This is a genomic window from Amycolatopsis sp. DSM 110486 (assembly GCF_019468465.1).
In the GTDB taxonomy this organism is placed as follows: Bacteria; Actinomycetota; Actinomycetes; order Mycobacteriales; family Pseudonocardiaceae; genus Amycolatopsis.
Genome location: NZ_CP080519.1, coordinates 1,541,356 through 1,567,558 on the forward strand (window position 1 = coordinate 1,541,356; position 26,203 = coordinate 1,567,558).

The 26,203-nt window shown below is 70.6% G+C and carries 32 protein-coding genes; 19 read left to right on the forward strand and 13 right to left on the reverse strand.

Going from position 1 to position 26,203, the window contains the following annotated elements:
* Nucleotides 1-46 precede the first annotated feature (46 nt).
* A complete protein-coding gene (locus K1T34_RS07315; protein WP_220243522.1) occupies nt 47-874 on the forward strand; it encodes a helix-turn-helix transcriptional regulator in 828 nt (275 codons plus the stop codon).
* A 19-nt stretch (nt 875-893) separates the two neighbouring features.
* Here K1T34_RS07315 and K1T34_RS07320 read toward each other — a convergent pair whose 3' ends face one another.
* Complete coding sequence (locus tag K1T34_RS07320) at nt 894-1,346, reverse strand: Lrp/AsnC family transcriptional regulator (RefSeq protein ID WP_255638377.1); 453 nt, start codon at nt 1,344-1,346, stop codon at nt 894-896.
* Between the two features lie 150 nt (nt 1,347-1,496).
* Between K1T34_RS07320 and pdhA the strand changes: the two genes are divergently transcribed.
* The 3 genes from pdhA to K1T34_RS07335 are packed head-to-tail and all read left to right on the forward strand — an operon-like array spanning nt 1,497 to nt 4,896.
* Nucleotides 1,497-2,600 carry a pyruvate dehydrogenase (acetyl-transferring) E1 component subunit alpha gene (pdhA, locus tag K1T34_RS07325; RefSeq protein WP_220243523.1) on the forward strand — a complete coding sequence of 368 codons (1,104 nt, stop codon included), beginning with the start codon at nt 1,497-1,499 and terminating at the stop codon, nt 2,598-2,600.
* Entirely contained in the window at nt 2,597-3,643 is a 1,047-nt protein-coding gene (locus K1T34_RS07330) for an alpha-ketoacid dehydrogenase subunit beta (protein WP_255638378.1), read from the forward strand. Before pdhA ends, K1T34_RS07330 begins: the two co-directional genes overlap by 4 nt.
* On the forward strand, nt 3,643-4,896 hold the full coding sequence (locus K1T34_RS07335) for a dihydrolipoamide acetyltransferase family protein (RefSeq protein WP_220243524.1): 1,254 nt from the start codon (nt 3,643-3,645) through the stop codon (nt 4,894-4,896). Before K1T34_RS07330 ends, K1T34_RS07335 begins: the two co-directional genes overlap by 1 nt.
* Nucleotides 4,897-4,902: 6 nt before the next feature.
* On the opposite strand, the gene K1T34_RS07340 is transcribed toward K1T34_RS07335, so the two are convergent.
* The 4 genes from K1T34_RS07340 to K1T34_RS07355 form a co-directional block, all read right to left on the reverse strand.
* Entirely contained in the window at nt 4,903-5,622 is a 720-nt protein-coding gene (locus K1T34_RS07340; RefSeq protein WP_220243525.1) for a hypothetical protein, read from the reverse strand.
* Nucleotides 5,623-5,738: 116 nt separating this feature from the next.
* Nucleotides 5,739-6,188: a hypothetical protein gene (locus tag K1T34_RS07345; RefSeq protein WP_220243526.1), complete on the reverse strand. Its 450-nt coding sequence runs from the start codon at nt 6,186-6,188 to the stop codon at nt 5,739-5,741.
* Nucleotides 6,185-6,688, reverse strand: coding sequence for a MarR family winged helix-turn-helix transcriptional regulator (locus tag K1T34_RS07350; protein ID WP_220243527.1), 504 nt, complete (start codon nt 6,686-6,688; stop codon nt 6,185-6,187). Before K1T34_RS07350 ends, K1T34_RS07345 begins: the two co-directional genes overlap by 4 nt.
* An 89-nt stretch (nt 6,689-6,777) precedes the next feature.
* Complete coding sequence (locus tag K1T34_RS07355; protein WP_220243528.1) at nt 6,778-6,987, reverse strand: molybdopterin-binding protein; 210 nt, start codon at nt 6,985-6,987, stop codon at nt 6,778-6,780.
* 313 nt (nt 6,988-7,300) lie between these two features.
* Here K1T34_RS07355 and K1T34_RS54620 point away from each other — a divergent pair, with 313 nt between their 5' ends.
* Together K1T34_RS54620 and K1T34_RS07365 are read left to right on the forward strand one after the other, a co-directional pair.
* On the forward strand, nt 7,301-7,465 hold the full coding sequence (locus K1T34_RS54620; protein WP_360589575.1) for a hypothetical protein: 165 nt from the start codon (nt 7,301-7,303) through the stop codon (nt 7,463-7,465).
* A gap of 99 nt (nt 7,466-7,564) precedes the next feature.
* A complete protein-coding gene (locus tag K1T34_RS07365; RefSeq protein WP_220243530.1) occupies nt 7,565-7,711 on the forward strand; it encodes a hypothetical protein in 147 nt (48 codons plus the stop codon).
* A 1-nt stretch (nt 7,712) separates the two neighbouring features.
* Here the strand turns inward: K1T34_RS07365 and K1T34_RS07370 are convergent, their stop codons facing one another.
* Complete coding sequence (locus K1T34_RS07370; RefSeq protein WP_220243531.1) at nt 7,713-9,215, reverse strand: amidohydrolase family protein; 1,503 nt, start codon at nt 9,213-9,215, stop codon at nt 7,713-7,715.
* Between the two features lie 168 nt (nt 9,216-9,383).
* On the opposite strand from K1T34_RS07370, the gene K1T34_RS07375 reads away from it, so the two are divergent.
* The 4 genes from K1T34_RS07375 (at nt 9,384) to K1T34_RS07390 (ending at nt 12,457) form a co-directional block, all read left to right on the forward strand.
* Nucleotides 9,384-9,944 (forward strand): NADPH-dependent FMN reductase, encoded by a 561-nt coding sequence (locus tag K1T34_RS07375; RefSeq protein WP_220243532.1) that lies wholly within the window; start codon nt 9,384-9,386, stop codon nt 9,942-9,944.
* Nucleotides 9,945-10,007: 63 nt separating this feature from the next.
* Nucleotides 10,008-10,184, forward strand: a complete 177-nt coding sequence (locus K1T34_RS07380; protein ID WP_220243533.1) for a CsbD family protein — start codon at nt 10,008-10,010, stop codon at nt 10,182-10,184.
* Nucleotides 10,185-10,290: 106 nt separating this feature from the next.
* Complete coding sequence (locus K1T34_RS07385; RefSeq protein ID WP_220243534.1) at nt 10,291-10,902, forward strand: TetR family transcriptional regulator; 612 nt, start codon at nt 10,291-10,293, stop codon at nt 10,900-10,902.
* Nucleotides 10,903-10,936: 34 nt separating this feature from the next.
* Entirely contained in the window at nt 10,937-12,457 is a 1,521-nt protein-coding gene (locus K1T34_RS07390) for an FAD-dependent monooxygenase (protein ID WP_220243535.1), read from the forward strand.
* Here K1T34_RS07390 and K1T34_RS07395 read toward each other — a convergent pair.
* Both K1T34_RS07395 and K1T34_RS07400 read right to left on the reverse strand, forming a co-directional pair.
* Entirely contained in the window at nt 12,441-13,253 is an 813-nt protein-coding gene (locus tag K1T34_RS07395; RefSeq protein ID WP_220243536.1) for a class I SAM-dependent methyltransferase, read from the reverse strand. The two genes, K1T34_RS07390 and K1T34_RS07395, sit on opposite strands and share 17 nt — an antisense overlap.
* Nucleotides 13,254-13,275: 22 nt before the next feature.
* Nucleotides 13,276-13,476, reverse strand: coding sequence for a hypothetical protein (locus tag K1T34_RS07400; RefSeq protein ID WP_220243537.1), 201 nt, complete (start codon nt 13,474-13,476; stop codon nt 13,276-13,278).
* A 378-nt stretch (nt 13,477-13,854) separates the two neighbouring features.
* On the opposite strand from K1T34_RS07400, the gene K1T34_RS07405 reads away from it, so the two are divergent.
* From K1T34_RS07405 to infA, 5 genes are all read left to right on the forward strand, one after another.
* On the forward strand, nt 13,855-15,282 hold the full coding sequence (locus K1T34_RS07405; protein ID WP_220243538.1) for an FGGY-family carbohydrate kinase: 1,428 nt from the start codon (nt 13,855-13,857) through the stop codon (nt 15,280-15,282).
* Nucleotides 15,279-15,404 carry a hypothetical protein gene (locus K1T34_RS53140; protein WP_255638380.1) on the forward strand — a complete coding sequence of 42 codons (126 nt, stop codon included), beginning with the start codon at nt 15,279-15,281 and terminating at the stop codon, nt 15,402-15,404. The genes K1T34_RS07405 and K1T34_RS53140 overlap by 4 nt, the downstream gene beginning before the upstream one ends.
* A complete protein-coding gene (locus K1T34_RS07410) occupies nt 15,401-16,081 on the forward strand; it encodes a S9 family peptidase (RefSeq protein WP_220243539.1) in 681 nt (226 codons plus the stop codon). The genes K1T34_RS53140 and K1T34_RS07410 overlap by 4 nt, the downstream gene beginning before the upstream one ends.
* A 188-nt stretch (nt 16,082-16,269) precedes the next feature.
* On the forward strand, nt 16,270-17,058 hold the full coding sequence (locus K1T34_RS07415; RefSeq protein ID WP_220243540.1) for a GNAT family N-acetyltransferase: 789 nt from the start codon (nt 16,270-16,272) through the stop codon (nt 17,056-17,058).
* The gene (gene infA / locus K1T34_RS07420; protein ID WP_220243541.1) at nt 17,048-17,269 is read left to right on the forward strand and encodes a translation initiation factor IF-1; all 222 of its coding nucleotides are present in this window, start codon (nt 17,048-17,050) and stop codon (nt 17,267-17,269) included. Before K1T34_RS07415 ends, infA begins: the two co-directional genes overlap by 11 nt.
* A gap of 128 nt (nt 17,270-17,397) precedes the next feature.
* Here the strand turns inward: infA and K1T34_RS07425 are convergent, their stop codons facing one another.
* The 3 genes from K1T34_RS07425 to K1T34_RS07435 all read right to left on the reverse strand — a co-directional run bounded on the left by K1T34_RS07425 (nt 17,398) and on the right by K1T34_RS07435 (nt 20,166).
* The gene (locus tag K1T34_RS07425) at nt 17,398-18,123 is read right to left on the reverse strand and encodes an anti-sigma factor (RefSeq protein ID WP_220243542.1); all 726 of its coding nucleotides are present in this window, start codon (nt 18,121-18,123) and stop codon (nt 17,398-17,400) included.
* Nucleotides 18,124-18,663, reverse strand: coding sequence for a sigma-70 family RNA polymerase sigma factor (locus tag K1T34_RS07430; RefSeq protein WP_220243543.1), 540 nt, complete (start codon nt 18,661-18,663; stop codon nt 18,124-18,126).
* 312 nt (nt 18,664-18,975) lie between these two features.
* A complete protein-coding gene (locus tag K1T34_RS07435; RefSeq protein ID WP_220243544.1) occupies nt 18,976-20,166 on the reverse strand; it encodes a S1C family serine protease in 1,191 nt (396 codons plus the stop codon).
* 348 nt (nt 20,167-20,514) lie between these two features.
* Here K1T34_RS07435 and K1T34_RS07440 point away from each other — a divergent pair, with 348 nt between their 5' ends.
* Both K1T34_RS07440 and K1T34_RS07445 read left to right on the forward strand, forming a co-directional pair.
* Nucleotides 20,515-21,984 carry an aldehyde dehydrogenase gene (locus tag K1T34_RS07440; protein ID WP_220243545.1) on the forward strand — a complete coding sequence of 490 codons (1,470 nt, stop codon included), beginning with the start codon at nt 20,515-20,517 and terminating at the stop codon, nt 21,982-21,984.
* A 66-nt stretch (nt 21,985-22,050) separates the two neighbouring features.
* Nucleotides 22,051-23,112 (forward strand): DUF3800 domain-containing protein, encoded by a 1,062-nt coding sequence (locus K1T34_RS07445; RefSeq protein ID WP_220243546.1) that lies wholly within the window; start codon nt 22,051-22,053, stop codon nt 23,110-23,112.
* Nucleotides 23,113-23,407: 295 nt separating this feature from the next.
* On the opposite strand, the gene K1T34_RS07450 is transcribed toward K1T34_RS07445, so the two are convergent.
* Nucleotides 23,408-23,824, reverse strand: coding sequence for a DUF5709 domain-containing protein (locus K1T34_RS07450; RefSeq protein WP_220243547.1), 417 nt, complete (start codon nt 23,822-23,824; stop codon nt 23,408-23,410).
* Nucleotides 23,825-23,945: 121 nt separating this feature from the next.
* Here K1T34_RS07450 and K1T34_RS07455 point away from each other — a divergent pair, with 121 nt between their 5' ends.
* Nucleotides 23,946-25,043 (forward strand): VanZ family protein, encoded by a 1,098-nt coding sequence (locus tag K1T34_RS07455; protein WP_220243548.1) that lies wholly within the window; start codon nt 23,946-23,948, stop codon nt 25,041-25,043.
* A 49-nt stretch (nt 25,044-25,092) separates the two neighbouring features.
* Nucleotides 25,093-25,344, forward strand: coding sequence for a hypothetical protein (locus K1T34_RS07460; RefSeq protein ID WP_220243549.1), 252 nt, complete (start codon nt 25,093-25,095; stop codon nt 25,342-25,344).
* 4 nt (nt 25,345-25,348) lie between these two features.
* Here K1T34_RS07460 and K1T34_RS07465 read toward each other — a convergent pair whose 3' ends face one another.
* A complete protein-coding gene (locus K1T34_RS07465) occupies nt 25,349-26,191 on the reverse strand; it encodes a hypothetical protein (protein WP_220243550.1) in 843 nt (280 codons plus the stop codon).
* Nucleotides 26,192-26,203: the final 12 nt, after the last annotated feature.

The window sequence follows — 26,203 nt, forward strand, 5'->3', positions numbered from 1 at the left end:
ATCTCGCACGCCTCGGCGGAGCCGAGGCAGAAAACAGGGGATAGTCATGAGCGAGCAGCGCAACACCGAACTCGGGGACTTCCTGCGCGCCCGCAGGGCGGCGCTGACGCCCGCGGACACCGGGGTCCCGACCTACGGCACCCCGCGCCGCGTCCCCGGGCTGCGGCGCGAGGAGGTCGCGCAGCTCGCCGGCGTGAGCGTGAACTACTACACCCGCATCGAGCAGGGCGAGAGCCACCAGATGTCCGACTCGGTGATGGAGGCCATCGCCAACGCGCTGCGTCTCGACGAGAGCGAGCGGATGCACCTGCTGCGCCTGGCCTGGCCCGCCCAGGTGATGCGGCGGGAGGCAGGCCCGGAAATGGTGCGTGACTCGGTTCTCGCGCTGGTCGAGAGCAACCTCGACCAGGCGGCGATCATCGTCGGCCGGCGGACCGACCTGCTCGGCGGCAACCGGCTCGGCTTCGCGTTGCTCGGCATCGACCGCGACGCGCGGCCCAACCTGACCAAGCACATGTTCCTCGAGCCGGCGATGCGCGACCTCGTCGTCGACTGGGAGCGCCAGGCCCACAACGCGGCCTCCTACCTGCGGATGACCACCGGCGAGCAGACCGACGACCCGAAGATGGCGGAGCTGATCGGCGACCTGAGCATCCAGAGCCCGGAGTTCGCACGGATCTGGGCTGCGCACCCCGTGGCGCAGTGCCTGCACTCGGTGCGCGAGTACGACCACCCGCTCGTCGGGCGGCTCACCCTCAACGAGGAGAGCCTGCGGATGCCCGACGACTCCGGTCAGCGCATCATCTTCTCCGGTGCCGAGCCCGGCTCGCCGTCGGCCGAGCGCCTGAAGCTGCTCGACTCGCTGGTCTCTTGAGGCCTTACAACCTGAGGCCTCACAGCTCGTCGAAGACCAGCACGGTGTGCGTCGAGAGCACGTCCTTCATCGCCTGAAGCCGTTCGAAGACCAGGTCGCGCAGGCTGTCGGCGTCGCTCGTGCGCACGAACAGGATGAGGTCGTTGTCCCCCGAGACGAGCCCGCCGTGCTCGATCTCGGGGATGCTCTTGAGCGCCGCGCTCACGGTGCGCCACGAGTTCTGCGTGACCTTGAGGTAGACGTACGCCGCGAGCCCCTGCCCCATCCGGCGCGGATCAGTGACGGCGGCGTACCCGGTGATCACGCCTTCGCGGTGCAGCCGCTCCACCCGCGTGTAACAGCCCGCTCGCGAAATGTGCACGCGCTCGGCCAGCGCGCGCATCGACGCGCGCCCGTCGGCCTTCAGCTCGGCGATGAGTTTCAGGTCGACCTCGTCCAGGGCCGCCGCCATTCGTCCACCCGGCTCGGACATCCCCACACCTCTCGAAGCCAATCATCCGGCTCTTCTCGGCCGGTTGAGCCATTGTTCCACACTTGCCGTCGATACCTGGATCCCTGATCGGCGTGGAGCGAAGATCGGCGTTAGACGTCTTCCTCTGTCCCCCGTCGATCGGAGCTGCCGGTGACCACCACGGAACGCACCGCCGCGTCGTTCTTCCTCCCGAGCGACGAGCCCCTGGGCCTCATCACCGCCGACGGCGCACCCGTCGCCGACGCCGCCCTGGAGATGCCTGCCGACGACGTGCTGCTGCGCCTGCACCGCGCGATGGTGTCGGGCCGCCGCTTCGACGCGCAGGCCACCGCCCTGACCAAGCAGGGCCGCCTCGCCGTGTACCCGTCCGCGCGCGGCCAGGAGGCCGGCGAGATCGGCTCGATCCTCGCGCTGCGTCCGCAGGACTGGCTCTTCCCGACCTACCGCGACTCGATGGCCGTGGTCGCGCGCGGCGTCGACCCGGTCGAGGTGCTCACGCTGCTGCGCGGCGACTGGCACTGCGGCTATGACCCGTACCGCGCCAACGTCGCGCCCCAGTGCACGCCGCTGGCCACGAACACGCTGCACGCTGTCGGGTTCGCGCACGCCGCCAAGACCAAGGGCGAGGACACCGTCGCGCTCGTGCTGCTCGGCGACGGCGCCACCAGCGAGGGCGACACCCACGAGGCGCTGAACTTCGCGGCCGTGTGGCAGTCGCCGGTGGTGTTCCTGGTGCAGAACAACGGTTACGCCATCAGCGTCCCACTCTCGAAGCAGACCGCGGCGCCTTCGCTCGCGCACAAGGGCGTGGGCTACGGCATGCCGTCGGTGCTGGTGGACGGCAACGACGCGGCCGCCGTGCACGCCGTGGTGGAGCAGGCCGTCGCGCGCGCCGCTGCGGGCGGCGGGCCGACGTTGATCGAGGCCCTCACCTACCGCATCGAGTCGCACACCAACGCCGACGACGCCACGCGCTACCGCGACCGCGCCGAGGTCGAGGCCTGGCTCACCCGCGACCCGATCGCGCGGCTCGAGCGTTACCTCACCGACCGCGGCCTGCTCGACGACGTGGCGCGCGAGGAAATCGCCGTACGCGCCGAGGCCGAAGCCGCGTCGTTGCGCGAGCGCATGAACGTGGACACCGTGCTCGACCCGGCGGACCTGTTCCGCCACGTGTACGCCGAGCCGACGGCCGCGTTGCGCCGCCAGGCCGAAGACTTCACCGCCGAACTCTCCTTCGGAGCCGAAGAATGACCGCGACCCTGGAGTCCACTTCGGACGCTTCTGCCGAACCGGACACCGTCACCATGGCGGGCGCGCTCAACCGCGCCCTGGCCGACGCGCTGGCCGAGGACGAGCGCGTGCTCGTGTTCGGGGAGGACGTCGGCACGCTCGGCGGCGTCTTCCGCGTCACCGACGGGCTCGCCGCCCGCTTCGGCGAGACGCGCGTGTTCGACACCCCGCTCGCCGAGTCGGGCATCGTCGGCACGGCCATCGGCATGGCGATGAACGGCCTGCGGCCCGTGGTGGAGATGCAGTTCGACGCGTTCGCCTACCCGGCGTTCGAGCAGATCACCAGCCACCTCGCCAAGCTGCGCAACCGCACGCGCGGCGCCGTCGAGCTGCCCATCGTGATCCGGATCCCCTACGGCGGCGGCATCGGCGGCGTCGAGCACCATTGCGACTCCTCCGAGGTCTACTACACGCACACGGCGGGCCTGCGCGTCGTCACGCCGGCTTCACCTGCCGACGCATACGCGCTGCTGCGCCAGGCGATCGACAGCCCGGACCCGGTGATCTTCCTGGAGCCCAAGCGGCGGTACTGGGAGAAGGAGACCGCGCGGCTCGACCACCGATCGTCCACTCTGGACCGCGCGGTCGTCCGGCGCCCCGGCACCGACGTTACGCTGATCTCCTACGGCGGCGCCCTCGGCACGACCCTGGAAGCCGCCGCGGCGGCCGAGGAAGAGGGCTACAGCGCGGAGGTGATCGACCTGCGCAGCCTCGCGCCGTTCGACCTCGAGACGGTCGCCGCTTCGGTCCGGCGCACCGGGCGTGCGGTCGTGGTGCACGAGGCGAGCCGGTTCTGCGGCTATGGCGCCGAGGTCGCGGCCCAGCTGTCGGAGACGTGCTTCCACTACCTGGAGGCGCCCGTGCTGCGCGTCGGCGGGTTCGACATCCCTTACCCCGCCCCGAACCTGGAGAAGCACCACCTGCCGAACGTCGACCGAGTGCTCGACGCGATCGAGCGGCTGCAGTGGGACGACGCGACCCCGCTCGCGGGCGGAGGTGCGTGATGGCCGTCTTCAAGCTGCCCGACCTGGGCGAGGGCCTGACGGAGGCCGAGATCGTCGCGTGGCACGTGACGGTGGGCGACACCGTGACCGTCGACCAGACGGTGGTGGAGGTCGAGACGGCCAAGGCGAGCGTCGAGGTACCGGTGCCGTTCGCGGGCCGCGTCGCGACGCTGCATGGCGCGGCCGGCGACGTGCTGACCGTCGGAAGTCCGCTGATCACGGTGGAGGAGGCGCCGGCGTTTCTCGAGCCTGGAGTGGTGACGCCTACGCCTGTTTCTTCGGAGGGCAGTGGCAATGTCCTGATCGGGTACGGCACCGGCACGGCTCAGGCGCGGCGGACCCGTCGTGCTCGGGGCACTCGGCGTCCCGAGGCTGCGGTCGCGTCTGCGCCGCGGCCGGTGAACGAGCGCTTGCGCGTGGTGTCACCGCTGGTGCGGAAGCTCGCCAAGCAGTCCGGTGTGGACATTCACGCGCTCGCCGGTTCGGGTACCGACGGGATCATCAGCCGGGCCGACGTCGAGCGAGCAATCGCGGCGACCGTCGAGCCTGTTGTTCCTGCCACCTCTGACGAACGCCGGATCCCGTTGCGCGGCGTCCGCAAGACCGTCGCCGACAAGCTCACCCGCTCGCGCCGCGAGATCCCCGAGGCCACGGTGTGGGTCGACGTCGACGCGACGGCCCTGCTCGAAACCCGCGCCGCCCTCAACGCCGACGCCGCAGCCCCGAAGATCAGCCTGCTCGCGCTGCTGGCCAAGTTCACCGTCGAAGGCCTGCGTCGCTTCCCCGAGCTCAACGCGCACCTCGACGGCGACGAGATCGTGATCCCCTCGGCCGTGCACCTCGGGTTCGCCGCGCAGACCGACCGCGGCCTCGTGGTCCCCGTCGTGCCCGGCGCGCACGATCTGTCCGTGGAACAGCTCTCCGGCGCTCTCGCCGAGCGCACCGAGCGGGCCCGCTCCGGCTCGCTCGCCCCCGCCGAGCTCACGGGCGGCACGTTCACCATCAACAACTACGGCGTGTTCGGCGTCGACGGTTCCGCCGCCATCATCAACCACCCCGAGGTCGCGATCCTCGGGATCGGCCGGATCATCGACCGCCCGTGGATCGTCGACGGCCAGGTCGTGCCGCGCAAGATCACCGAGCTGACGCTGGCGTTCGACCACCGCGTCTGCGACGGCGGCACGGCGGGCGGGTTCCTGCGCTTCATCGCGGACTGCGTGGAATCACCGCTGCGGCTCCTGCGCGGCTTGTAGTGTTCCTCAGGCGAACGTGATCTCACTGAGGTCGATCGACACCAGCAGCGGTTCCGGGACCGGCCTGCCGTCCTCCCCGACGGGGTAGACGCGGCGCTTGGTCGGAACCACGATGCCGTCGACCTCGCGGTGCTCCGACGAGTAGTGCGCCGCGAGGCCGCCGGCGACCACCTCGGCGTCGTAGTCGTGGCGGCGGATGAGGCCGTCGGCGTCGAAGTAGAACGTCTGCACCTTGTTGTGCGTGGTGAGGTCGTCGGGGAACTCCACACGCAGGCGGCGCCACGTCTCGCCGTCCTCCTGCCACGGCTCGAGCTCCTCGGTGCGGAAGCCGGGGCGCGTGAGCGTGAACGGCGTGGTCAGGTAGGTCCACATCGCGTAGCCCGCGAAGTACGCCGTCTGCAGCCGGTCCCACTGCGACTCCAACGTGTGGCCGGCGAAGGACGCGCGGGTGTTGTCGCGCTCCTCCACGACTTCGCCGGCCTCGTTCTCGATCGCCACGTGCTCACCGCGGAACGCCGTGCGCAGCCCGGGCCCGCCGAACGGCGCGTGGCTCGTGAACTGTCGGTGCAGGTCGACGCGGACGGTGATGTCGTCGAGCAGCCCGGCTTGGCCCTTCAGCGGGAACACGACCCCGCCGTTGCTCAGGTGCGCGGTCACGCTGTTGAGCTCGTTCCAGCGCTTCAGCCCACCGTGCGCCTCGACGGCGATGTCCAGCAAGTCGCTCATTGTCCGTTCACTCCGATCCGGTCCCTGGGTGGCGCGGCTCCCGCGCCACTCGATGAATATGACCGGTCGTCTTAGTCCTTGTCAACCCCCTCCGAACTGGAAGGGGTCACTCTTCGCTACCGGCGACCGGCGAAGAACTCCCGGCCCGCCGGCACCCACAACAGGACCACGGAGGCAATCTGCAGCAACCCGACCACCGGGATGACCGCGTGGAACATCGCCGAGGACGACCACGAGAACACGCTGAACACCAACCCCAGCGGCTGCGAGACGGTGACCAGCCGGCGCACCCACGGCCGCCCGCCGCCCAACTTCCACGCCGGCACCAGGCACAACACCAGCAGCACCACGTGGAACACCACCGCCGACCCGACCGCGATGTCGGCCGAGCGCGCCACCTCGGCCGCACCGAACTCCGGATGCGCGGCCACGATCTCGTTGCGCAGCACCGCTTCCCGCGCCCACATCACCAGCGGCACCACGACGTGGCCCACTGCCACGATGACCAGCAGCACCCGCGAAACTTGAACGACGGTGGGCACTCGGGCCGGAGCTATCGCAGTCATTCTTGATCCTCCCCCTCGATCGGTTGCCGCTTCCTCCGCCACCGCGGCCCAGCCCCTCGCTGAGCCGCCGACGCCGCGTCACCGCGCGTCGCCCAGGCCTGGTTCAGCCGGGTGATCAACTCCCGCGCTTTTGCGACGTCTTCGTCCGACCAGTCGGAGATCACGTCGGCGAACACCGCCGCCCCGACGGCGACCGTGGCCTCGGCGTCGGCGCGGCCGCTTTCGGTCTGCCGCACCAGGAACGTCCGCGAGTCCACCGGGTCCGGCTCCACCGCAATCTGCCCGGCTTCCTCCAGTGCAGCCAGGTGCCGGCTGGTCGCCGACGCCGTCAGCCCCAGCTCGGCCGCGATCGCGTTCGGCCGCACGGGCTGCCGTGCCGCGACGGTGCCCAGCACGCGCACCCGGGTCAGGTCGAGGTGCCGCGAGATCCGGCGGTGGCCGGCGTCGATGAGCTCCATGACCGCGCGGGCCAGATCAGCTCTTTCATTTCGTTGCGGCATGAAACGACCCTAGCACGCACCATCGGCCCCGGGCACCAAAAAGCCCGAACCCGCTGGTCAGCGGGCCCGGGCCGGCAGCTACCGAAGGGTCACTCGACGCCGAGCATGACCTCCGTCGACTTCACCAGCGCGGTCACCGGCTTGCCGACCTCGAGCTCCAACTCCTCGGCGGCGTCCTTGGTGATCGAGGCGGTGACGGACTGGCCGCCGTCGAGCTGGACCGTGACCACGGTCATGACCGCGCCGGGCTTCACGGCCGACACGGTGCCGACGAGCTGGTTGCGGGTTGACAGACGCATGTGGACAGTCCTTTGTGCGGTGTGTGGAAGTGCGACAACGCCGCCACAGTAACCCTTTTCCACCGTCTCCGTCGCCGCTCCGATCACCCGCCGAACTGACCTGCGGCACCACTCATCCCCTTGACACCGCACTTGCACGCCCAGCGCCCCCGCCGAGCAGCACCCGCATTCCCCTGTGAATTTCACCGCCCGCGTGTCGCGCTCTCGCGGCCCCCAACCCGCGCCGCGAGCCTTCCACCACCGGACAAGCCCCCGCCTCCACGGCGATCGTCTGATCGGCCGCGTCGCCCCGCGGATGGATCGCGGGCGCGGGGTGCTCGAACTCGAAGGCGTCTACGCCGAACCCGGCGCGCCGGCCCGCGCGGGTACCGCTGTCCGGCGCGCGATCGCGGAGCTGGCGACGTTCACCGGCGCCGAACGTGTCGAGTATTCCGGTCCAGTACCCGAACCGTGGCGGGCGGCACTGATCAGGAATTGACGTTTTCCTTGCGCGACTTGATCATGCGCAAAACACCCGGTCCGTCGTACGGTAAAGCTTAGCTTTGACAAGCATTACCGCGAGAAAGGACCACCCGCCATGTGGGCGCCCCTCACCGTTGCGCTGCTGATCGGCTTCTTCGGGAACCTGACGCTGGACCGGACGGGGGCCGCGATCGTGTTCCTCGTGCTCGCGGCGGCCACGATCGCCACCACGGTGGCGTTGCGCAGGAACAAAGCCGCCTGAGTCAGGCGCGAACAGGCTTGCCGGGCAATGCGTCGGGCACGATGGAGCCGGCGCGGACCACCGGGGTGCCGTTCACGAGCACGTGCTCGATCCCCACCGAGGGTCGCGTTCCGTCCACATAGGACGCCTGGTCGGCGATCCGCGCGGGGTCGAACGCCACCACGTCGGCATCGCTGCCGGCGCGCAGGCGGCCCTTGCGCCGCAGGGCAGGCACGGCTTCGTCCAGGACCTGCGCGGGCAGCAGCGAGCAGCGCGCGACCGCTTCGGACAACGTCAGCTTCCCGCTTTCGCGGTAGAGCCGGCGGATGGCGCGAGAGAAGGTGCCCGCGCCACGCGGGTGGCCGAGCGCACCCGGCGGCAGCGGCCACGTCAGGGGGTCCGGCCGCCCACCCGTCCACGTCAGCGGCATGGCGTCGCTCGCGATGGCGGTGCCTTCGAAGAGCAGGGCGCGCTCCAGCGCCGGGTCGTCCTCGTCAAGGAAGTGCAGCAGCGCGAGCGCGCCCGGCGTGCTCGCACGGACCTCGGCGAGGCGCGCGGCGTCCGCGATGCGCTCCCCCGTGCCGACGAGCACGAGCGAGTCGGGCCGGATGCCTTGGCGCGCCAGGACTTCCGGGGCCAGGAACGCCGCGCCGATGGCCGTCGAGCCGGCGCCGTAGGGATAGGCCTCGGTGGTCACCTCGGCGCCTTCCATCCGGCAGCGCTCCACGAGCCCGAGCACGCGGTCGACCTGGCGCCCCGACGTGCTGTTCACGTGGCAATAGTGCAGGTGCACGCCGGTTTGCCCCGCGACGCGCGCGATCTCCTCGGCGCCGTCGACGGGCACGTCCGGGTCGGCTTCCACGAGCGGGCGCGCGTGCGTGAACGCGGGCAGCCCGGCCTCGGCGGCCAGCTCCGCCACGGCGACGAACTCGGCCGGGTCGAGGTGCGGCGCGTAGCCGGCGAGCACGCCGATGCCCAGCGCGCCGTCGGCCAAGTCCCGGGACAGGTGCTCAAAGATCCGCGCACGCTCGGCCGCCGACGCCTCGGCGCGCCACGCGGGCACGCCCAGGTGCGTGAGCACCGTGTCGGGCGGGCCGTCGAGCGGCGCGCCCGCGAGCACGGCCATGCGCGCCAGCGCCCACGACGTCGAGTAGCCATAGTTGATCGGCCGGCCCTCCGCGGCAGCCCGCGCATACGCCGCGCCGACCGGCGTGATGCCGGCCTCCAGCTCCAGCGCCGTGGTGACGCCGTCGAGCGCCTGCAGCCGTTGCTCGGGAATCGCCTGGCCGTGGCTGTGCAGATCGACGAACCCGGGCGCGACTACGAGGCCGGTCGCGTCGATCGTCTGCTCGCCGCGAAGCGGTGTTGCGGATACCACACTTACGGTGCCGCCGGTGATCCCGACGTCGGCCACCGCGTCGAAGCCGCTCTCTGGGTCGAGCACGCGGCCGCCGCTGATCACGAGCGGATAGCTGTCCTGTGAAGTGGTCACGATTCGCTCCTGGGAGTGGGCGACGGCACGCACAAGGTACTGCTGATTCACCCGGCCGTGGGAATGGCCCTCACCCCCGGTTTGTTGACACGTCCGCAGAGCTGAGACTAAATTGCGGACGCGTCATCAAACACCTCTGGATCAAGCCCTGACCAGTGCGACTGATCCGATGACCGTCCCCTCGAACCAGGAAAGTCGGACATGACCAAGATTGCGATCATCCTCGGCAGCACCCGTCCGGGCCGCAACGGCGAAGCCGTGGCGAAGTGGGCCCTCGACATCGCGAAGCAGCGCGGCACCGCCGAGTACGAGCTCCTCGACCTCCTCGACTACGAGCTCCCGCACCTCGACGAGCCGCTGCCGCCGGCCATGGGCCAGTACGCGCAGGCGCACACCAAGCGCTGGGCCGAGAAGATCGCCGAGTTCGACGGCTACGTCTTCGTGACCGCGGAGTACAACCACGCCATCCCGGGCCCGCTGAAGAACGCCATCGACTTCCTGGGCGCCGAGTGGAACAACAAGGCCGCCGGCTTCATCAGCTACGGGGCCAACCAGGGTGTTCGCGCCGTGGAGCAGCTGCGCCTCGTGCTGAGCAACCTGCAGGTCGCCCACGTGACGAGCCAGGTCGCGCTGTCGCTGTTCACCGACTTCGAGAACATGTCGACGTTCAAGCCGGCCGAGATGCACACCGGCTACCTCAACACCACGCTCGACCAGGTCGAGGCGTGGAGCAACGCGCTCGCCGGCCTTCGCAACGCCTGAGTCCCGTGTTTGGCTTCCCCGAAGCCGGGTAGCCGGTGGGCAGCCGACAAGGGAGGCGACACCATGACCGACAAGGCCGAGAACAAGGCGGAAGAGCTCAAGGGCCGAGCCAAGGAGGCCGTCGGCGACGCCACCGGCAACGAGCAGTGGCAGGCCGAAGGCAAGGCGGAGCAGGGCAAGAGCAACTTGAAGCAGGCCGCCGACAAGGTCAAGGACGCCGTGAAGGGCGTCAAGGACTGAGTTCGGGAAAGCCCAGGGTCACGTGACCCTGGGCTTTTCTGTACCCACCGAACTTGCGCATTACGCAGACTTTGCGTGATGCGCAAGTTTGCGCTAGCTTGGGGGCATGATCGAACGACCGAGCCTGCGTGAACGGCGCCGCCAGGAAACGCGCTCAGCGATCTCCTGGGCCGCGATCCGGCTCGCCGTCGAACGCGGTCTGGCGCACGTGACCATCGAGGACATCGCCACCGAGGCCGGCGTTTCGCCGCGCACCGTGAACAACTACTTCTCCAGCAAGGCCGAGGCCATCGCGGCCCGGCACCACGACCGCGCCCAGGGCATCGCCGACCTGCTGCGCGCGCGGCCGGCCGACGAACCGCTGTGGACAGCCATCACCGAAGCCGCGCTCGCCCGGTTCGAGGCCGACGGCGCCGACCACGCCGAGCGCACTCCGGATCCACTGTGGACGCAGGGTGTGCAGCTGATGGTGGCCGAACCCGCGTTGCAGGGCGAGTTCCAGAAAGCCAATGCCGCAGCCGAGATCGCACTCGCGCAGGCGATCGCCGACCGAACCGGCACCGACGTCGACCACGACCTCTACCCCGTGCTAGTCGCCACCGCCGCCGGCGGCGCGATCCGCGCGGCGACGGTCCACTGGCTGCAAGCCGAACCACCCGTGTCCTTCGGCTCGGTGCTGCGCACCGCTTTGGGCGCGGTAACCGTCTCACTTCCCTGATCTCCCAGCTTTTCCGATCCGCCAAGGAGAAACCATGCCCGCGATCGACGTTGTGATCGCCGGCGGTGGGCCCAACGGGCTCATGCTGGCGTGCGAACTCAGCCTGGCCGGAGTCCGGCCGCTCGTACTGGAACGGCTCACGGAACGCGGGGAGGAGCAGCGTGCCAACGGGCTCGTCGGCCAGGTCGTGCGGCTGCTGCACCGCCGTGGCCTCTACGATCGGCTCACCGGCCAGGCCGAGCCGGCACCCGCGCCGCAGTACATGTTCGGCGCGTTCCCCCTCGACCTCGCGCGGTTGCCGGTCAATCCCGTTTACGTCCTGCCGATTCCCCAGCGCGAGCTGGAACGCGCACTCGAGGAACGGGCGATCGAGCTGGGCGTGGAGATCCGTCGCGGGCACTCGGTGACCGGCTTCGAGCAGGACGGCTCGGTGCGCGTCACCGTGACCGGCCCCGCCGGCGAGTACACTATGGACACCCGATTCCTGGTCGGCGCCGACGGCGGACGAAGCACCGTCCGCAAGCTCGCCGGCATCGATTTCCCCGGTGTCACACGGGACAACGCCGTTTCGTACTCCGGGCACGCGAGTGTGCCGGACTCGCTGCGCGACCCCGCGACCGGCGGCCTGCGCCTCGACGGCATCGGCGTCATCCCGCCGTTTCGCCACTTCCGCACGGAGACGGGCCTGTTCGTGTTCGCCCCGTTCCCGAACGCGGCGCCGCTGATCGCTTCGTCCGAACGCGACCGTCCCAAAACACCCGACGAAGTACCGCCGACGCTCGACGAGCTTCGCGCCAGCGTCCGCCGAGTCCTCGGCGTCGATCTGCCGCTCGACGCGCCGACGGGCCCCGGGCCGCACCAGCTGCGCCGGGTGTCCAGCGGCAACACGCGGCTGGCGTCGACGTTCCGCGCCGGCCGCGTGCTCCTGGTCGGCGACTCCGCCCACGTGCACTCCGCGATCGGCGGGCCGGGCCTGAACCTGGGGCTGCAGGACGCCGTGAACCTGGCGTGGAAACTCGCCGCCGAGGTCCACGGCTGGGCACCGGCAGGCCTCCTCGACACCTACGACGCCGAGCGCCGGCCGGTCAGCCGCCGCGTCGTGATGCACACGCAGGCACAGGGCGCACTGACCGCGCCCGGCCCGGAGATCACGGCGCTGCGCGAGCTGTTCGACGAGCTCCTCGACTACCAGGACGTGACCCAGCACCTCGCGGATCTGTTGTCCGGCGCGGACATCCGCTACGGCGACGACCCGCACCCGCTCGTCGGCCGCTGGGCACCGGACCTGTCTTCGGACGCCCTCGCCAAGGCGTACCTCGCGGCGCGGCCGGTCCTGGTCGACCTCACCGCGGACGCCTCGCTCGCCTCCGCCGTAGCCGATTTTCAGGACCGCGTCGACACGGTGTCCCTCACCGCCGCGTCGATCGAAGCGACCGCGTTGCTGATTCGCCCGGACGGCTACGTCGCTTGGGCATCGTCCGATCCCGAACCCGACGTGGCCGGTCTGCAGCAGGCGTTGGCTCGCTGGTTCGGCGCCGTCACCGCAACCGCGTGACGGCCACGTCGACACACGCCGACGCGGCCAGCCGGCCCTCGGGCGTCACCAGGTTGCGCGTGGCCACGGTGAACGCGGTGCGCAGGCCCTTCCGGTGCGTGTCGTCGAGGGTGACCATCTGGTAGTAGGTGTCGTGGCAGGTTTGCCAGACCTCGTCGGGCGTGCCGCCGAAATCGACGACCATCCGGTCCCACGCGACGGGTTCGAAGCCGGCCGGGCCGAGCAGCTCGTCCAGACCTTCGCGCGTACGGGTCCGAGGATCGCCGGCCGCCGGCACCCGGCGTTCCTCCGGCACCACGGCGAACAGCGGCCGCGCGACCTTGAGGAAGATCTCCATCGCCTCCCGCCCGCCACCACCGACGCCGATCGCCAGCGTGCCGCCCGGGGCCAGCACCCGGGCGGCCTCGGCGACGACCTGCTCGACGTCGGCCATGAGCATCAACGCCATGAACGACACCACCGTGTCGAACTCGCCGTCCTCGAACGGCAGCTTCTGCGCCCGCCCTTCGCGCAGATCGGCTTCGGCCAGCTCGGGCCGGCGCCCGGCCGACGCCAGCTGCCCGGGCGAAAGGTCGACGCCCGCCAGCTTCGGCACCCCACGGCTGCCGAGTTCGGCGAGCAGCGCGCCGTCACCGCAGCCGAGGTCGAGCACGGCCTTGGCTGTGCTGACGCGGTCTGCGAACACCTCGTACACGGTCCGCCCGTCGCCCGTCACGCGCCCGCGCCCGGCCAGCTCGGACGCGGCGTCCGGGCGGGCGTCATGGTAGCTGCGCAGGAACTCCTCGGCGGACGTCATGGCGAGACGTTAGCGCGAATCGTCACTCCGCCAGGCGCGTTCGGGCGATGTTGAGCGGCACGGCCGCGGGCAGGATCCCGTCTGCGGTCACCAGCCCGCGCGTCGCCTCGGCGAACTCGGCGCGCAGTTCGGCGAGGTGCGCGTCGTCCAGCGTCGAGGCGGGGTAGAGCGTCTCGCAGCACGTGCCCCACACTTGTTCCGGCGGCGCGGCGAAATCGACCACGATCTGTTCCCACGCAACGGGTTCGAACCCCAGGGAGAGGCGGGGGCTGTCTGGCCGTCGCGGGCTGTCTGGGCCGGAAGACAGCGCCGGGCGAAGGGCGCTCACCTGGTGCCGGAATCAGGAGCACACCGGGCCGGCCGAAGATTCGCCCCGGTGCGTTCCCTGCGACCAGGAGTCCCGTCGCCGACAAAGTCGTCGCCGGTCCCTCGACGCCCCACGTGGAGATCGCCGCCGCCGACGGCGAGGACCTGGCAGGCGACCGATCACACGCACACAACCCGGCCAGACCAGACACCACCCCTCACAACGAACAACCCCGCATCCTCCAACGAGTGTCCCCACCAGACGACCACAGCGGGATTTGATACATCTCTCCCCATGAACGACAACCAGGTGGTCCTGGGCATCGACATCGGCACAACCGCCGTGAAAGTCGCCGCGTTCGGCACAGACGGCCGGGCGCGCGCGGTGCACAGCGAGGCCTACCCGATCACCCGGCCGCGGCCCGGCTGGGCGGAGCAGGACCCCGAGGACTGGTGGCGCGGCTGCGTCACCGCGATCAGCGCCGTCCTCGCCGAAGTGCCCGACGTCGTCGTGCGCGGGGCGGGGATCGTGAGCCAGGTCAACACGCACCTGCTCGTAAAGCAAGACCTCACCCCGCTGACGCCCGCCGTGATCTGGCAGGACCAGCGGTGCGCCGACGTCGCGCGGGAGCTGGACGCGCGGTTCACCCCCGAGGACAAGCTGCGGATCTGGGGCGGGCCGGTGGCGCTGGACGCGTCGTTCGTCGGGGCGCGGGCGGCGTGGTTCGCGGAGCACGAACCGGACAAGTGGGCGCGGGCGCGGTGGATCCTGAGCCCCAAGGACTTCATCGGTGCGCGCCTCACCGGCCGCGTGGCCACGGACAAGCTGTCCGGCGTCCGGATCGCGGGCGCCCAGGGTTATCTGCCCGAGGCCGTCGCCCTCGTCGACGGGCTGGGTGAACGGCTGCCGGAGCTCCTCGAGCCCGAAACTCCGTTGGGGCCGGCAAAACAACTCAACGGCGCGCCCGTCGTCGTGGGGACGATGGACGCGTTCGGCGCGGTTTTCGGCACGCGCACGACGGAGCCGGGCCGCGGCATGATCTCGTGCGGCACGTCGCTGGTCGTCGCGGGTGCGTCGCGTCACCGCGCCACTCAGCAGGGCATCGTGACGTTCCCGCCGCGCGGCGACCTCTACGTCCACGCCGGTCCGACGCAGGCCGCGGGCGAGGCCGTCAGGTGGTGGGCCCAGGCGTCGGGACAGACCGTGCCCGAAGTGTTCGATTCAGCGGCCGACGGTGCGGCCGGGATCGTCTTCACGCCGTACCTGCAGGGCGAACGCGCGCCCCTGTGGGACGCCGACGTGCGGGGCAGCTTCCTCGGGCTGACCTCGTCGGCGACGCGCGCGGACCTCTCGCGCGCGGTGCTGACGGGCGTCGCGTTCTCCGCGCGGCACGTACTGGAGCACGTGGAGCAGGCGTGCGGCTTCCGGCTGCCCTCCCTCACGTTCTCCGGCGGCGGCGCGCGCAGCGACCTGTGGACGCAGCTGCACGCCGACGTGCTCGGCCGCCCCGTCGAACGCCTCCGGGTGCACGACAGCGCCGCGCTCGGGGCCGCGCTGCTGGGGGCCGTCGGCGTGGGGCTGCAGCCGGACGTCGAGACGGCGGCCGCCGCGACCGTCGCCGTTGAGCGCGTGTTCGAGCCGCAGACGGACCTGACGCGGCTGTACGAGGCGTACCGCGCTTCGTACGAGGGGCTCGCGAAGGTGCACGAGCTGCTGCGGTGAACCAGCACCACGTCGGGTCCGTGTCCTCCGGCATGGACGAAGAACAGCCGGCCCCGGACTACGAGGTGCTAGCCGCGATCATCGGCTTCCCGCCCCGCGACCCTGATGTAATGGAGAAATGAGGACGATCCGCTACGGCGGCGAACCCAGCCAGTTCGTCGAGCTGCACGGCGACAACCCCGTGCGCGGCACGGCTTTCCTGCTCCACGGCGGCTGGTGGCGCGCCCAGCGCGACCTGCACCTGATGGACGCGCTCGCCGACGACCTCGTCGCCGCCGGCTGGCTCGTCGCGAACCTCGAGTACCGCCGCATCGACGGCGACACCGGCGGCTGGCCCCAGACCCTCGACGACGTCCTCGCCGCCATGGCCGCGGTGCCCGTTGCCGAGGACCTGCCGACGATCGCGGTCGGCCACTCCGCGGGCGGTCACCTTGCCCTCCTTGCCGCGGCGTCCGTGAAACCGTCCGCCGTCATCGGCCTCGCCCCCATCACCGACGTCCCCCGCAGCGCCGCCGAAGGCCTCGGCGAGGGCGCCGCTCGCCTGTTCCTGCCGTCCCCCGACCCGGCCGCCTCGCCCCTCACGTGCCTGCCGATCGGCGTGCCCCAGCTGATCCTCCACGGCGACGCCGACGTCCGCGTGCCCGTCGACCACAGCCGCGTTTACGTCGAAGCCGCCCGAAAAGCCGGCGACGACGTCACCTTCACCGAGCTCCCCGGCGTGGACCACTTCCGCGTGATCGACCCCGCCGACGACCCCTGGCAGCACGCCCGCACCTGGCTCACCACCCGCTTCGACTGAGCGGCGACAAAATCGGTGGGCACGGCGACGCCGCACCGCTATCGTTCCGGGGACCGTGACTCGACACCGGGAGGTGAGACCCATGAACGCTGTTTCGATGTGGGTGCTCCCCTCGTCGTCACGGTCGGGCGACTGACGTAGGGGTTGCCGGGAGCGCCTTGATCAGCCACTCCCGAAAGGTGACCACCATGAACACTCTGCGTTTCACCGCGGGCGAACCCGCGGTGAAGATCACCCACGTCGCACCGAGGCTGTGGCACGCGCTGGACGACGACCGGGTCACCGGCCGCGCCGAGGCCACCACGCGCCCCGACGGGCGGGTCTTCCTCAGCGTCGACGCCTGGCACCGCTCGGTTTTCGACCAGCTCGTCCACACGATGCTCACGACCCTGCCGGAACCGCTCCACACGGTGGTCGACGAAACCGACCACGAACTGCTGGCCGCCTGGCGCCAGGCCGGCTTGACGATCCGGCGGCGCGAGTGGGAGTACGTCGTGCCCACCGATCCGCGTGTCACCGGGCCGGCGCTCCCACCACCGGGCGTCACCCTCGTGCCCGCCGGGACCGTCGAAGACGGCCCGCTTCGGGAGGTGGACCGCGTCGTCCGCGCCGAGGTCGAAGCGAGCGTCGGCTGGCAGGAGATGCCGGCCGAGGTACTGGTCCGGCCCGGCGACACCATTGTGGACCCGGCGAGGTATGCCGTGGCAGCCGAAGACGGCGAGTACGTGGGCCTGGTCCGGGTCGTCCAGATGACGCGCCTGCCCCGGATCGGGCTGGTCGCCGTCCGCACTGCCCGGCGGCGCCGTGGCATCGCCCGCGCGCTGCTGGCCCACTCGCTCGGCGTCCTGCACCGGGCGGGGATCGAGGCGGCGTCGGCCGAGGTGAACGAGGCCAACGAAGCGGCGACGGCGTTGTTCGAGAGCATCGGCGCCCGGCGGGCGAACAGCACCTTGGAGCTGGTGCGCCATGGCCGGTAAGGGCGGGATCGAAGTCGAGGGAACCGTGGTGGAGTGCCTGCGCGACGCCCGGTTCAAGGTCGAGCTGTCGAACGGGCACCACGTGCTCGCCCACATCAGCGGCAAGATCAGGAAGAACTTCATCAAGATCGTGCCGTACGACCGGGTCCTGGTGGAGCTGAGCCCGTACGACCTGAGCCGGGGTCGGATCCTGTTCCGGTACCGGAACTAGGGCCGGGACGTTCCTGTCGGCGAGCTGGTGCACCTCGGTGCGCCGGCCGCTGCGGGACCGTCCGAAGTGGACTCCCTGCCCCGGTTTGCCCGAACACACCACCGACCGGGGCAGGAAGCGCCCGAAGGTCAGACGTTCGCTTCCACGAACTGGCGGCCCTCGGTATTCTCGACCACGATCGAAGCGACCTGAGAGGGGTCGACGAGGGCGGAACCGTTGAGGTCCGCACCGTCGTGGACAGCCTTCTGGGACACGAGCCAGCCACCGGCGATTTCGCGGTCGCCGTTCTTGCTGACCACGATCAGGCGGCACTTCTCGCCCGCCGGAATGCCCGTCACGGCGGCCTCGACGCGAACCCAGCCTGCGGCCGGGACGATGCTCGCGGTGAGCCGCGTTTCGCCCGAGGTGCCGCTGAGGAACTTGGTGCCGGGCACGGTGCTGGACGCGGTCGTCGGCACGGGCGCGGGCGGCGGCGGAACGGCGACGGCCGGGCCCGCGGGCGAACCCGCCTTGCCCACCACGACACCGACGCCCATCGCGGCGGCGGCGACCACGACGGCGGCCGTCGCGGCCAGGAACCGGCCACGGCCGGCCGAGCTGCGCGCTTCCGAACGCACCTGGCGCAGCGTGCGCTGCAGCAGCAGGTCGCCGCCCTCGGGTGGGCCGTCGAGCAGTGCCTCGGGCGGCACTTCGCCCAGGAACTCCTGCATCTCGCGCAGCGACTCGACCTCCGCGCGGCAGTCCGCGCAGCCGGCGAGGTGCGTCTCGATCGTCTGCTTCTCCTCCGCGGAGACTTCACCGGCGACGTAGCCGGCGAGGTCCGCGTGGTCGGGGAAGTCGCTGAACCCACTCATCTACGCCGCCCCCACCCGCTGATCCGCGAACTTCTCCCGCAATGCCCGTAACCCGTAGTACGAGCGGGATTTCACCGTGCCCGCCGGGATTCCCAGCTGCTCGGCGGCCTCGGTCACCGTACGGCCGTGCAGGTACATCTGTTCCAGGACTTCGCGGTGCTCGGGCGAGAGGCCCTCGAGCGCCGACAGGACCACCATCGAGTCCACGACGTGGTCGGCGTGGTCGTGCTCCACCGGCACGGTCGTAGGCGACTCCGCGACCTCCGCCGGACGCGCGTCCCGCGCGCGGACCTTGTCGATCACCAGGTTGCGGACGACGGTCAGCAGCCAGCCGCGCACGGAACCCTTGCCGTTGACGAGGCTGTCCGGGTTGCGCCAGGCGCGCACCAGGGCCTCCTGCACCACGTCCTCGGCGGCCGCGCGGTCGTTGAGGAGTCTCGTGGCGTAGGCGAGCATCGCCTTTCCGTGCTCCTCGAACAACGAGCGGACGAGCGCCTCGTCGGCCACCTGTTGGCGGTGACGAGTCCTCAACCCGGCCATTCCGGACCACCCTCCCCGAACCGGCAAGATCACCCTTGCCCTGCTGCGCAGAACTGTAGGACAGCACCCGAGGCCGTCCGCACGAGGTGCGCGATCGGCGACCACCACCCACAGTGGCCGCTTTGCACCCCGCGACAGTCAACCCTTCCCCTGAACGGACGATTGCCATCACGGGGGGCAACCGACACCTTCGGCCACGGACGGTGCCCGTTCGTCCCCCGTCGGACCCGGTTTCGGTGCGCTCACCGACCTCGCCACCACGTTCAGTGACGAAGGCGACCCGCTCGTCCGGCCAGGCCCCGGCCGTCGCACTCAGCCGATCGGACCACTCACCGGGACGAGCGTCACCGTGGCCGTTTTGCCGCCTTGACCGGCGACCGTGACGCGCAGTTTGTCGCCCGGGTGGTGGGTGTCCATGAGGGCGATCAGCGCCGTCGCCGAGGTGACCGGTTTGTCGTCGATGCCCACCACGAGCAGGTTGGCCTTCAGGCCCAGTTTGGCCGCCGGCCCGCCCGCGACCACGGACTTGATGAGCGCGCCCGTGCCGTTGCCGCCGTCGACCACGGTGAGGCCGACGAACGCGCTGGGTCCGATGTGGATGGTGTCGGACGCCTTGCCCTCGAGGATGCGCTTCGCGATGTCGGCGGCTGTCGTGATGGGGATCGCAAAGCCCTCGTGCGGGCGCAGGCCCTCGTCGAACACGTAGCCGGCGTTCGCGGCCGTGTCGACGCCGATCACGTGGCCCTGGGTGTCGGCCAGCGGTCCGCCGGAGTCGCCCGACTGGATGTCGGCGTCGACCTGCAGCAGGCCGGTGAGCGTCTCAGTGGCGCCGGTGATCTCGTCCGCCGCCGTGACCTGCCGCCCGAGCGCCGTGACCTTGCCCGGCGACGCGCTCGGCGGCCCACCCAGGCCGCCCGCGTTGCCGATCGCCACCACTCCGTCGCCGATCTTCACCGCGCCGGACTCGCCCAGCGTCGCCGTGACCAGTCCGGACGCGTCTTTCAACTTGAGCAGGGCGATGTCGTGGCTGCGGTCGTAACCCAGCACGGTGGCGTCGTAGCCGCGGCCGTTGCCGACGTCGGTCACGTGCATCGAGGTGGCGCCCTCGACCACGTGGTTGTTGGTGAGCACCAGGCCGTCGTCGCTCAGCACGATGCCCGTGCCCGCCGCGCCGCCGCCCTCGAGCCCCAGCTCCACATCGATGTCCACCACGGCGGGGCTGACCTTCGCGACCACCGACGCGACGTCGAACGCCGGCTGCGCCCGCACCGGGGCCGCCGGCGGCGCGGGCGGCGTCTTCGGCCCCCAGGCGTAGTGCCCGACGGCGACGCCGACGAGCGCCAGCAGCACCACCAGTCCGAGTGAGATCAGCACGGCGCGCAGGGGCCGCTTGCGCTTCGGCGGCTCCTGCGGGTTCGGCGGCGGCGCCGCGACCTGCGGGAGTGCCTCTTGCTGCTGGTGCGCCCACGGCGCACCGAGGGGGGCGTCGGTGTTCTGGCTCATCTTCGGTTCCCTGCCGCTCGCATCGGACAGCACACGTGCATTGTTCACACCGCCTCGATCGGGGAACAGTACTGGCAGGCCCGCCGGGGCGTGGGTTACGTTCGAAGTGATCTTCCCAGCCTGCTCCTCTCACCAGGTCGGCACACGCCGGCGGCTGTGCACTGGGATCACCGCCTCCGGCGCCCGACCGCCCGGCCGTCGGGAGTGCGGTGCGCTCACCGCTCTCCCGGCGGCCCCGGGTCGCCAACGTCCTTTGTGGACACTTTCGCCGATCCGCTGAATCCGCGGGTCTGGTGCCTCCTCGGGTGCGGACGTACCGTCCGAAGCGAGACCGAGGAGAGGTGGGCCATGCCCGAACACTTCAAGATGCTCATCGGCGGTCACGCCGTCGACGCGATCAGCGGCAAGACGTTCGAATCCCGCAACCCCTACACCGGCGAACCCTGGGCCGTGCTCCCCGACGGCGGGCCCGAGGACGTCGACGCCGCCGTGCGCGCGGCCCGCGCCGCCCTCGACGGCGAGTGGGGCTCCGCGACGGGCTTCACCCGGGCCGCACTGCTGCGCCGGCTGGGTGACCTGATCGGCGAGAACGCCGAACGGCTGGCCCGCCTCGAGGTCAACGACTCAGGCAAGCTCCTGCGCGAGATGCTCGGCCAGCTCACCGCCCTGGGCGGCTGGTACCACTACTTCGCGGGCCTGGCGGACAAGATCGAGGGGCGGCAGATCCCGTCGCCCAACCCGAACTACCTCGTGTACACGAAGCGTGAGCCGGTGGGGGTGGTCGCGGCGATCACTCCGTGGAACTCGCCGTTGTTGCTGCTGACGTGGAAGCTGGCGCCGGCACTGGCCGCTGGCTGCACTGTGGTGGTGAAGCCTTCGGAGCACGCACCGGTGTCGACGCTGGGGTTCGCCGCTTTGGTCACGGAGGCCGGTTTTCCACCCGGGGTGGTGAATGTTGTCACGGGCCTTTCGCGCGAGACGGGTGCCTCTCTGGCCGGCCACCCCGGCGTGAACAAGGTCGCGTTCACGGGATCGACGGCGACGGGCCGGGCGGTTGCCCGGGCGGCGGCCGAGAACCTGGTGAAGGTGACCTTGGAGCTGGGCGGGAAATCGCCTCAGGTCGTGTTCCCCGACGCGGACCTGGAGGCGGCCGCGAACGGGATCGTGGCCGGCGTTTTCGCGGCCACCGGGCAGACGTGCATGGCGGGTTCGCGGTTGATCGTGCACGCGGATGTCCACGACGAGCTGGTGCGGTTGGTGGCCCGGCGCGCCGCCGCGATCCGGCTGGGCGATCCGACGGCGGCGGAGACCGAGATGGGGCCGGTGGCCAATGAGCCGCAGTACGAGAAGGTGTTGTCGTACTTGGAAACCGCGCGAGCCGAGGGGGCGACGGTCGCGTACGGCGGTGTCGCGGATCCCGGCTTGGGTGGGTTGTTCGTGCAGCCGACGGTGCTGACCGGGGTCACACCGGAGTCGACGGTTTACCGGGAAGAGGTTTTCGGGCCCGTTTTGGCGGCGTTGACCTTCACCGATGAGGACGAGGCGGTGAAGCTGGCCAACGACACGCCCTACGGGTTGGCGGGGGCGGTGTGGACCAAGGATGTGCACCGGGCGCATCGGGTCGCGGGACGGATCCGGGCCGGCACGGTGTGGGTGAACGCCTATCGGGTGGTGGCTCCGTCGGTCCCGTTCGGGGGCTTCAAGAACTCCGGGCTGGGGCGGGAGAACGGGGTGCACGCGGTGGACGAGTACCTGGAGGAGAAGGCGGTCTGGGTGGAGCTCACCGGAGGGACGCGGGACCCGTTCACATTGGGCTGAGTCCATTGTGGATTGCGCTTCGAAAACCCGGTGCGCCGGGGACTCGGGCCTGGCAGGATCTTCGTGGTGTCCGGGACGATTGCGTGCGACGAGTCCGGCTCCGAGGGCGTGAACCTCATCGGGGCGAACACGGACGTCTTCGCGCACGCCGGCGTGCGGGTGGGCGTCGGGGCGGCCGCGGACTGCGTCGGGGAGCTTCGCGAACGAATCGGGTCACCGGCGCTGGAGTACAAGGCAAACCACCTGCTGCGGGCCAAGAACCGGGCGGCGCTGGTGTGGCTGCTGGGACCGTCGGGGCCACTGGCGGGGCGGGCCGGGGTCGTACTGGTGGACAAGGCGTTGTTCGTCACCGGGAAAGTGGTGGACCTCCTCGTCGACCGGGTGCCTTACCCCGACTGCCTCGCGCGCCGGCCGGACTCCCGAGCGCTGGCGCTGCACCACGACGGCCCGCGGCTTTTTGGGCCGCGGTGGAGTGAGTTCCTGCAGTCGTTCACCGCTCTGCTGCGAACCTCACAGCGGCGCGGCCCTGGGCTGGCGCCTTCGGAGTTCTTCGCTCAGTATGACGTGCTGAGTTCGCTTGCCCAGGTGCCGCAGTGCAGCGCTCATCTGCCAGCTGCCCCTTCGTCGGCGCAGCAGTGCTGGTCGCCCCATCTCGAGCACCCGCACATCCAGCCTCAGCAGCAGCGCTACTCAAACCACCTCGGGCACCCTCAGATCCGGCCTCCGCAGCGGCGCGAGTCAGCCCACCCGCGGATCGACCCACCGCCGGCCCGCGAGCACCTGACCGCACTACGAGAACAGCTGCGCGCGGACCCCTCGCTGGTACCACCACTCGACCCGCTCATGCCGGCCCTCGTCGACACGGTCACCCACTGGCACCCCACCACCGTCATCCACGACGAACAGCCCTCACTCACCCCCGCGCGCCTCGCCACCCTCCTCGGCCCCACTCGCGACATCCACTTCGTCGACTCCCGCGCCGACCCGCGCGTCCAACTCGCCGACTTCCTGGCCGGCGTCACCCGCCGCCTGGCCGAAGACGCCCTCCACCACCGCGGGGACCCCGAGCTCACGGCCCTGCTTCACCCCTACCTGCTCCCGACCTCAATCTGGGCCGGCCCGCGGTGAAGGGCAACGTCGTGGAGACTTTCGGACACTTCGCGAAGATCAGTCGGCCGGCCCGTGAGCGAACATCACCCGCCGCTGCTGTCTCGGCGGCTCGGTCGAGCGTCCCTTAACGACACCATCGACTACACAAAGTCACGCCTCTGCGCAACGCCCACTGGGACTCTGCCCACCAATCCGCGCGCGCCACGAAGGGACCGTTCGCGACAGCCAAGTCCGGCCGCGAAACCAACCCGACCACCTGCCAAGACCAGTCAGCAACCCGAGCCCGTCGTGACCGGTCCAGTCACCGCCCGGATCAGTCGCGCGGCGTGACGATGTGGACCGCGGCCTCTTCGGCGGACGCGGCGCCGCCGTCGATGCCGGCGTCGGAGGCGTAGAGCTCTTCGTCGGTGTCCGGGCCGAAGCCCGCGTCTTGGGCGACAAGGCGGCCCGCGCGGGCGTCGCCGACTTCGTCGTCGAGGAGTTCGCCGTCGGTGTCGGTGGTGTCGCCGAGGTCGTCGCCGTCGTCGGACGCCAGGTCCGGCAGCTCGCGCGCGAGGCGGCCCTCCCAGCTTTCGCCGGCGAGCTCCTCCGCGGCGGTCATGCCCCACTCGCGCACGGCCAGCGGCTTCTCGGGCGGCGAGTAGCCCTCGTCGTACGGGTCGCCGTCCTCGAGGGTGTCTTCGGGGTCGAGCACGCCGGTGTCGGCGTTGTCCTCGATGTCGTCGTCCACGAACGGCTCCTCTCTCCGTACCCTGCGCGTGCAGATTACGCACCGCTGCCAGTGTCCCTCGACCGGTGGGTCCCGGCGAAGATCGCTACTCTCGGGCGCGCCTACGGAGGTGGAGGGGTCAGTGACAGAGTGGAGCGGGCCGACGTTGCTGGCCCTGTTCGCCGGGTTCGGGCTGGCATTCGTGCTGGTGGTGCCCTACGCCGTGGTCAGCTACCGCCGCCGGGGCGAGTTCGGCCCGGGTCGCGCGATCGCGGCGCTGGGATTCCTCGTCTACTGCTGCGCGCTGATCACGTACACACTCATGCCGACGCCCGTCGTCGACGCCGCCTTCTGCGCGAGCCACGAGTCGCTGCGGCACCCCGTCGTGAACCCGCTGCAGTTCCTTTCGGACATGAAGCAGTTCCACACCGGACTGCTCAGCAACCCGGCACTGCGGCAGGTCCTGTTCAACATCGCGCTGTTCGTGCCGTGGGGCGTGTTCATGCGCCGCCTGTACCGGAAGGGCCCGGCCTTCGCGATCGCCACCGGGTTCCTCGTGTCGCTCTTCATCGAGACCACGCAGCTCACGGGCGTCTGGTCCCTCGTCGACTGCCCCTACCGCCTCTTCGACACGGGCGACCTCCTCTCCAACACCATCGGCGCCACGGTCGGTGCCCTGGCCGCCCCGGTGCTCGGCCGCCCCCACGAACGCCTCGACGCGAAGGCCCCCCGCCCCGTCCGCAGCGGGCGTCGCCTGTTCGGCATGCTGCTGGACCTCATCGCGGTGACGCTGCTCGGCGTGGCGCTGAACGTGGCTGTGGTCGCTATCCAGCTCCTGCGCGACCCGGACAGCCTTCGTGGTCCTGGCAATCCCGTTGTGAACGCGGTGCTCGGTGAGTGGTTGCCTGCGTTGGTCTTGCTGTTGGCGGTCCCCCTGGCAGGGAATGGCGCGACTCCTGGGCAGCGCGCGGTGCTCCTGACCGTGGTGAACGCTGCTGACGAGAAGTCTTCTGTGCTGCAGATGGTGGTGCGGTTCGTCTTCGGGTCGGGCGGGTATTTCGTCGCGCTGGGTGTTGCCACGGCCAGCGCGCAGCCGTCGACGTCGACTGGCGTGTGGATCGTGCTGAGCGGCCTGTTCGCGATCTTCACGCGCGGGCATCGCGGGCTGACGGGGTTGTTGGCGAGGCTGCGGGTTGTGGATGCCCGGCGTGAGAGGGAACGGGAGCGGGTTTCGGCCTGACTCGCTCAGCCCCGCCTGCAGCCCCCAGCCCCTCGACCGAACCGAGCGGGTGGCAAACACCACCACGCCCGGCTCCACCGCGACTCGACGAAACCTCGCCCACGTCGCGCGGCACATCCTCGAGCGACATGCCGACTTCCGCCGGCTCTTCCCGGGAAATTCGGTGTCACTGCTCGGCTCCAGTGTCACCACCGTCGCAGTGCCGCTCGCGGTCGTGCTGACGCTCCACACGTCGTCCGTCTACATGGGACTCCTCAAGGCGGCGTCCGCCGCCCAGACAAGCCGGATCCGGGATCTGTGAGCAGTCAGCTGGAGTAAGCCTCCAGTTCCACAATCCGCGAATACGCATGATCATTCGAATCCAACGCCACGATCTGCACCCCATCAGCCTGCACCGCCGGGAACGTGGACGTCACCGAACCCGAAGTGTTGCCCCGCACCGAAGCCACCGTCACCCAGGCGCCGGCCACGTGGGCCTGGACGTCGAAGTCGCGGAGGCCGTACTTCGCGGCCGGGTACTTCGTGGAGTCCAGGGTGTCGGTGACGACGCGGCCGACCGCGCCGACAGCGGGCAGGGTCACGGCATAGTTGTCCGGGAAGGCCGATTTCGTGCCGTCGTTCCAGCCGGTGGTGGTGGACCAGTGGTCGCCGTCCGCGTCGCCGTCGACGGCGCCGCACGGGGAGAAGCTGCCGTTGGTCGACGACGGGGTGGCTTGTTCGCCGAGGAGGAGGTTGTCGCCGGGGCCCTTGGGAGGTAAGGGAAGGACGTCTACCGGGACGGACAACCGGGCGCGGTCGGAAGACAAGCCCACCGTGTAGTGGCCGGGGCGAGCCGACCGCGGCACGGTGACGCCGACCCGAACCGAAACCGGCTGGCCGACCGGCAGCCAGGACGAGAACACCCGTCGGTCGAGAACCAGAGGCCGCGGCGCGGAAAGCTCCATGTCCGCGTACACCGGGCCGCTTCCGTTGTTCGTCATGCCGACGGTGAGGGCGCTCGGCAGGCAAGGCAGGCCGACGACCTGGATCTGCCCAGGGGTGGCGGACAGCGCCAAAGCGGGCGTGGCCGGGCTGCTCTGGGCGGCGGTCGCCAGTGCCACGCCGAGCACGACAGCGCCGGCGGCCACGGCGAGGTGACGTCGCTGCATGGGGGAACTCCT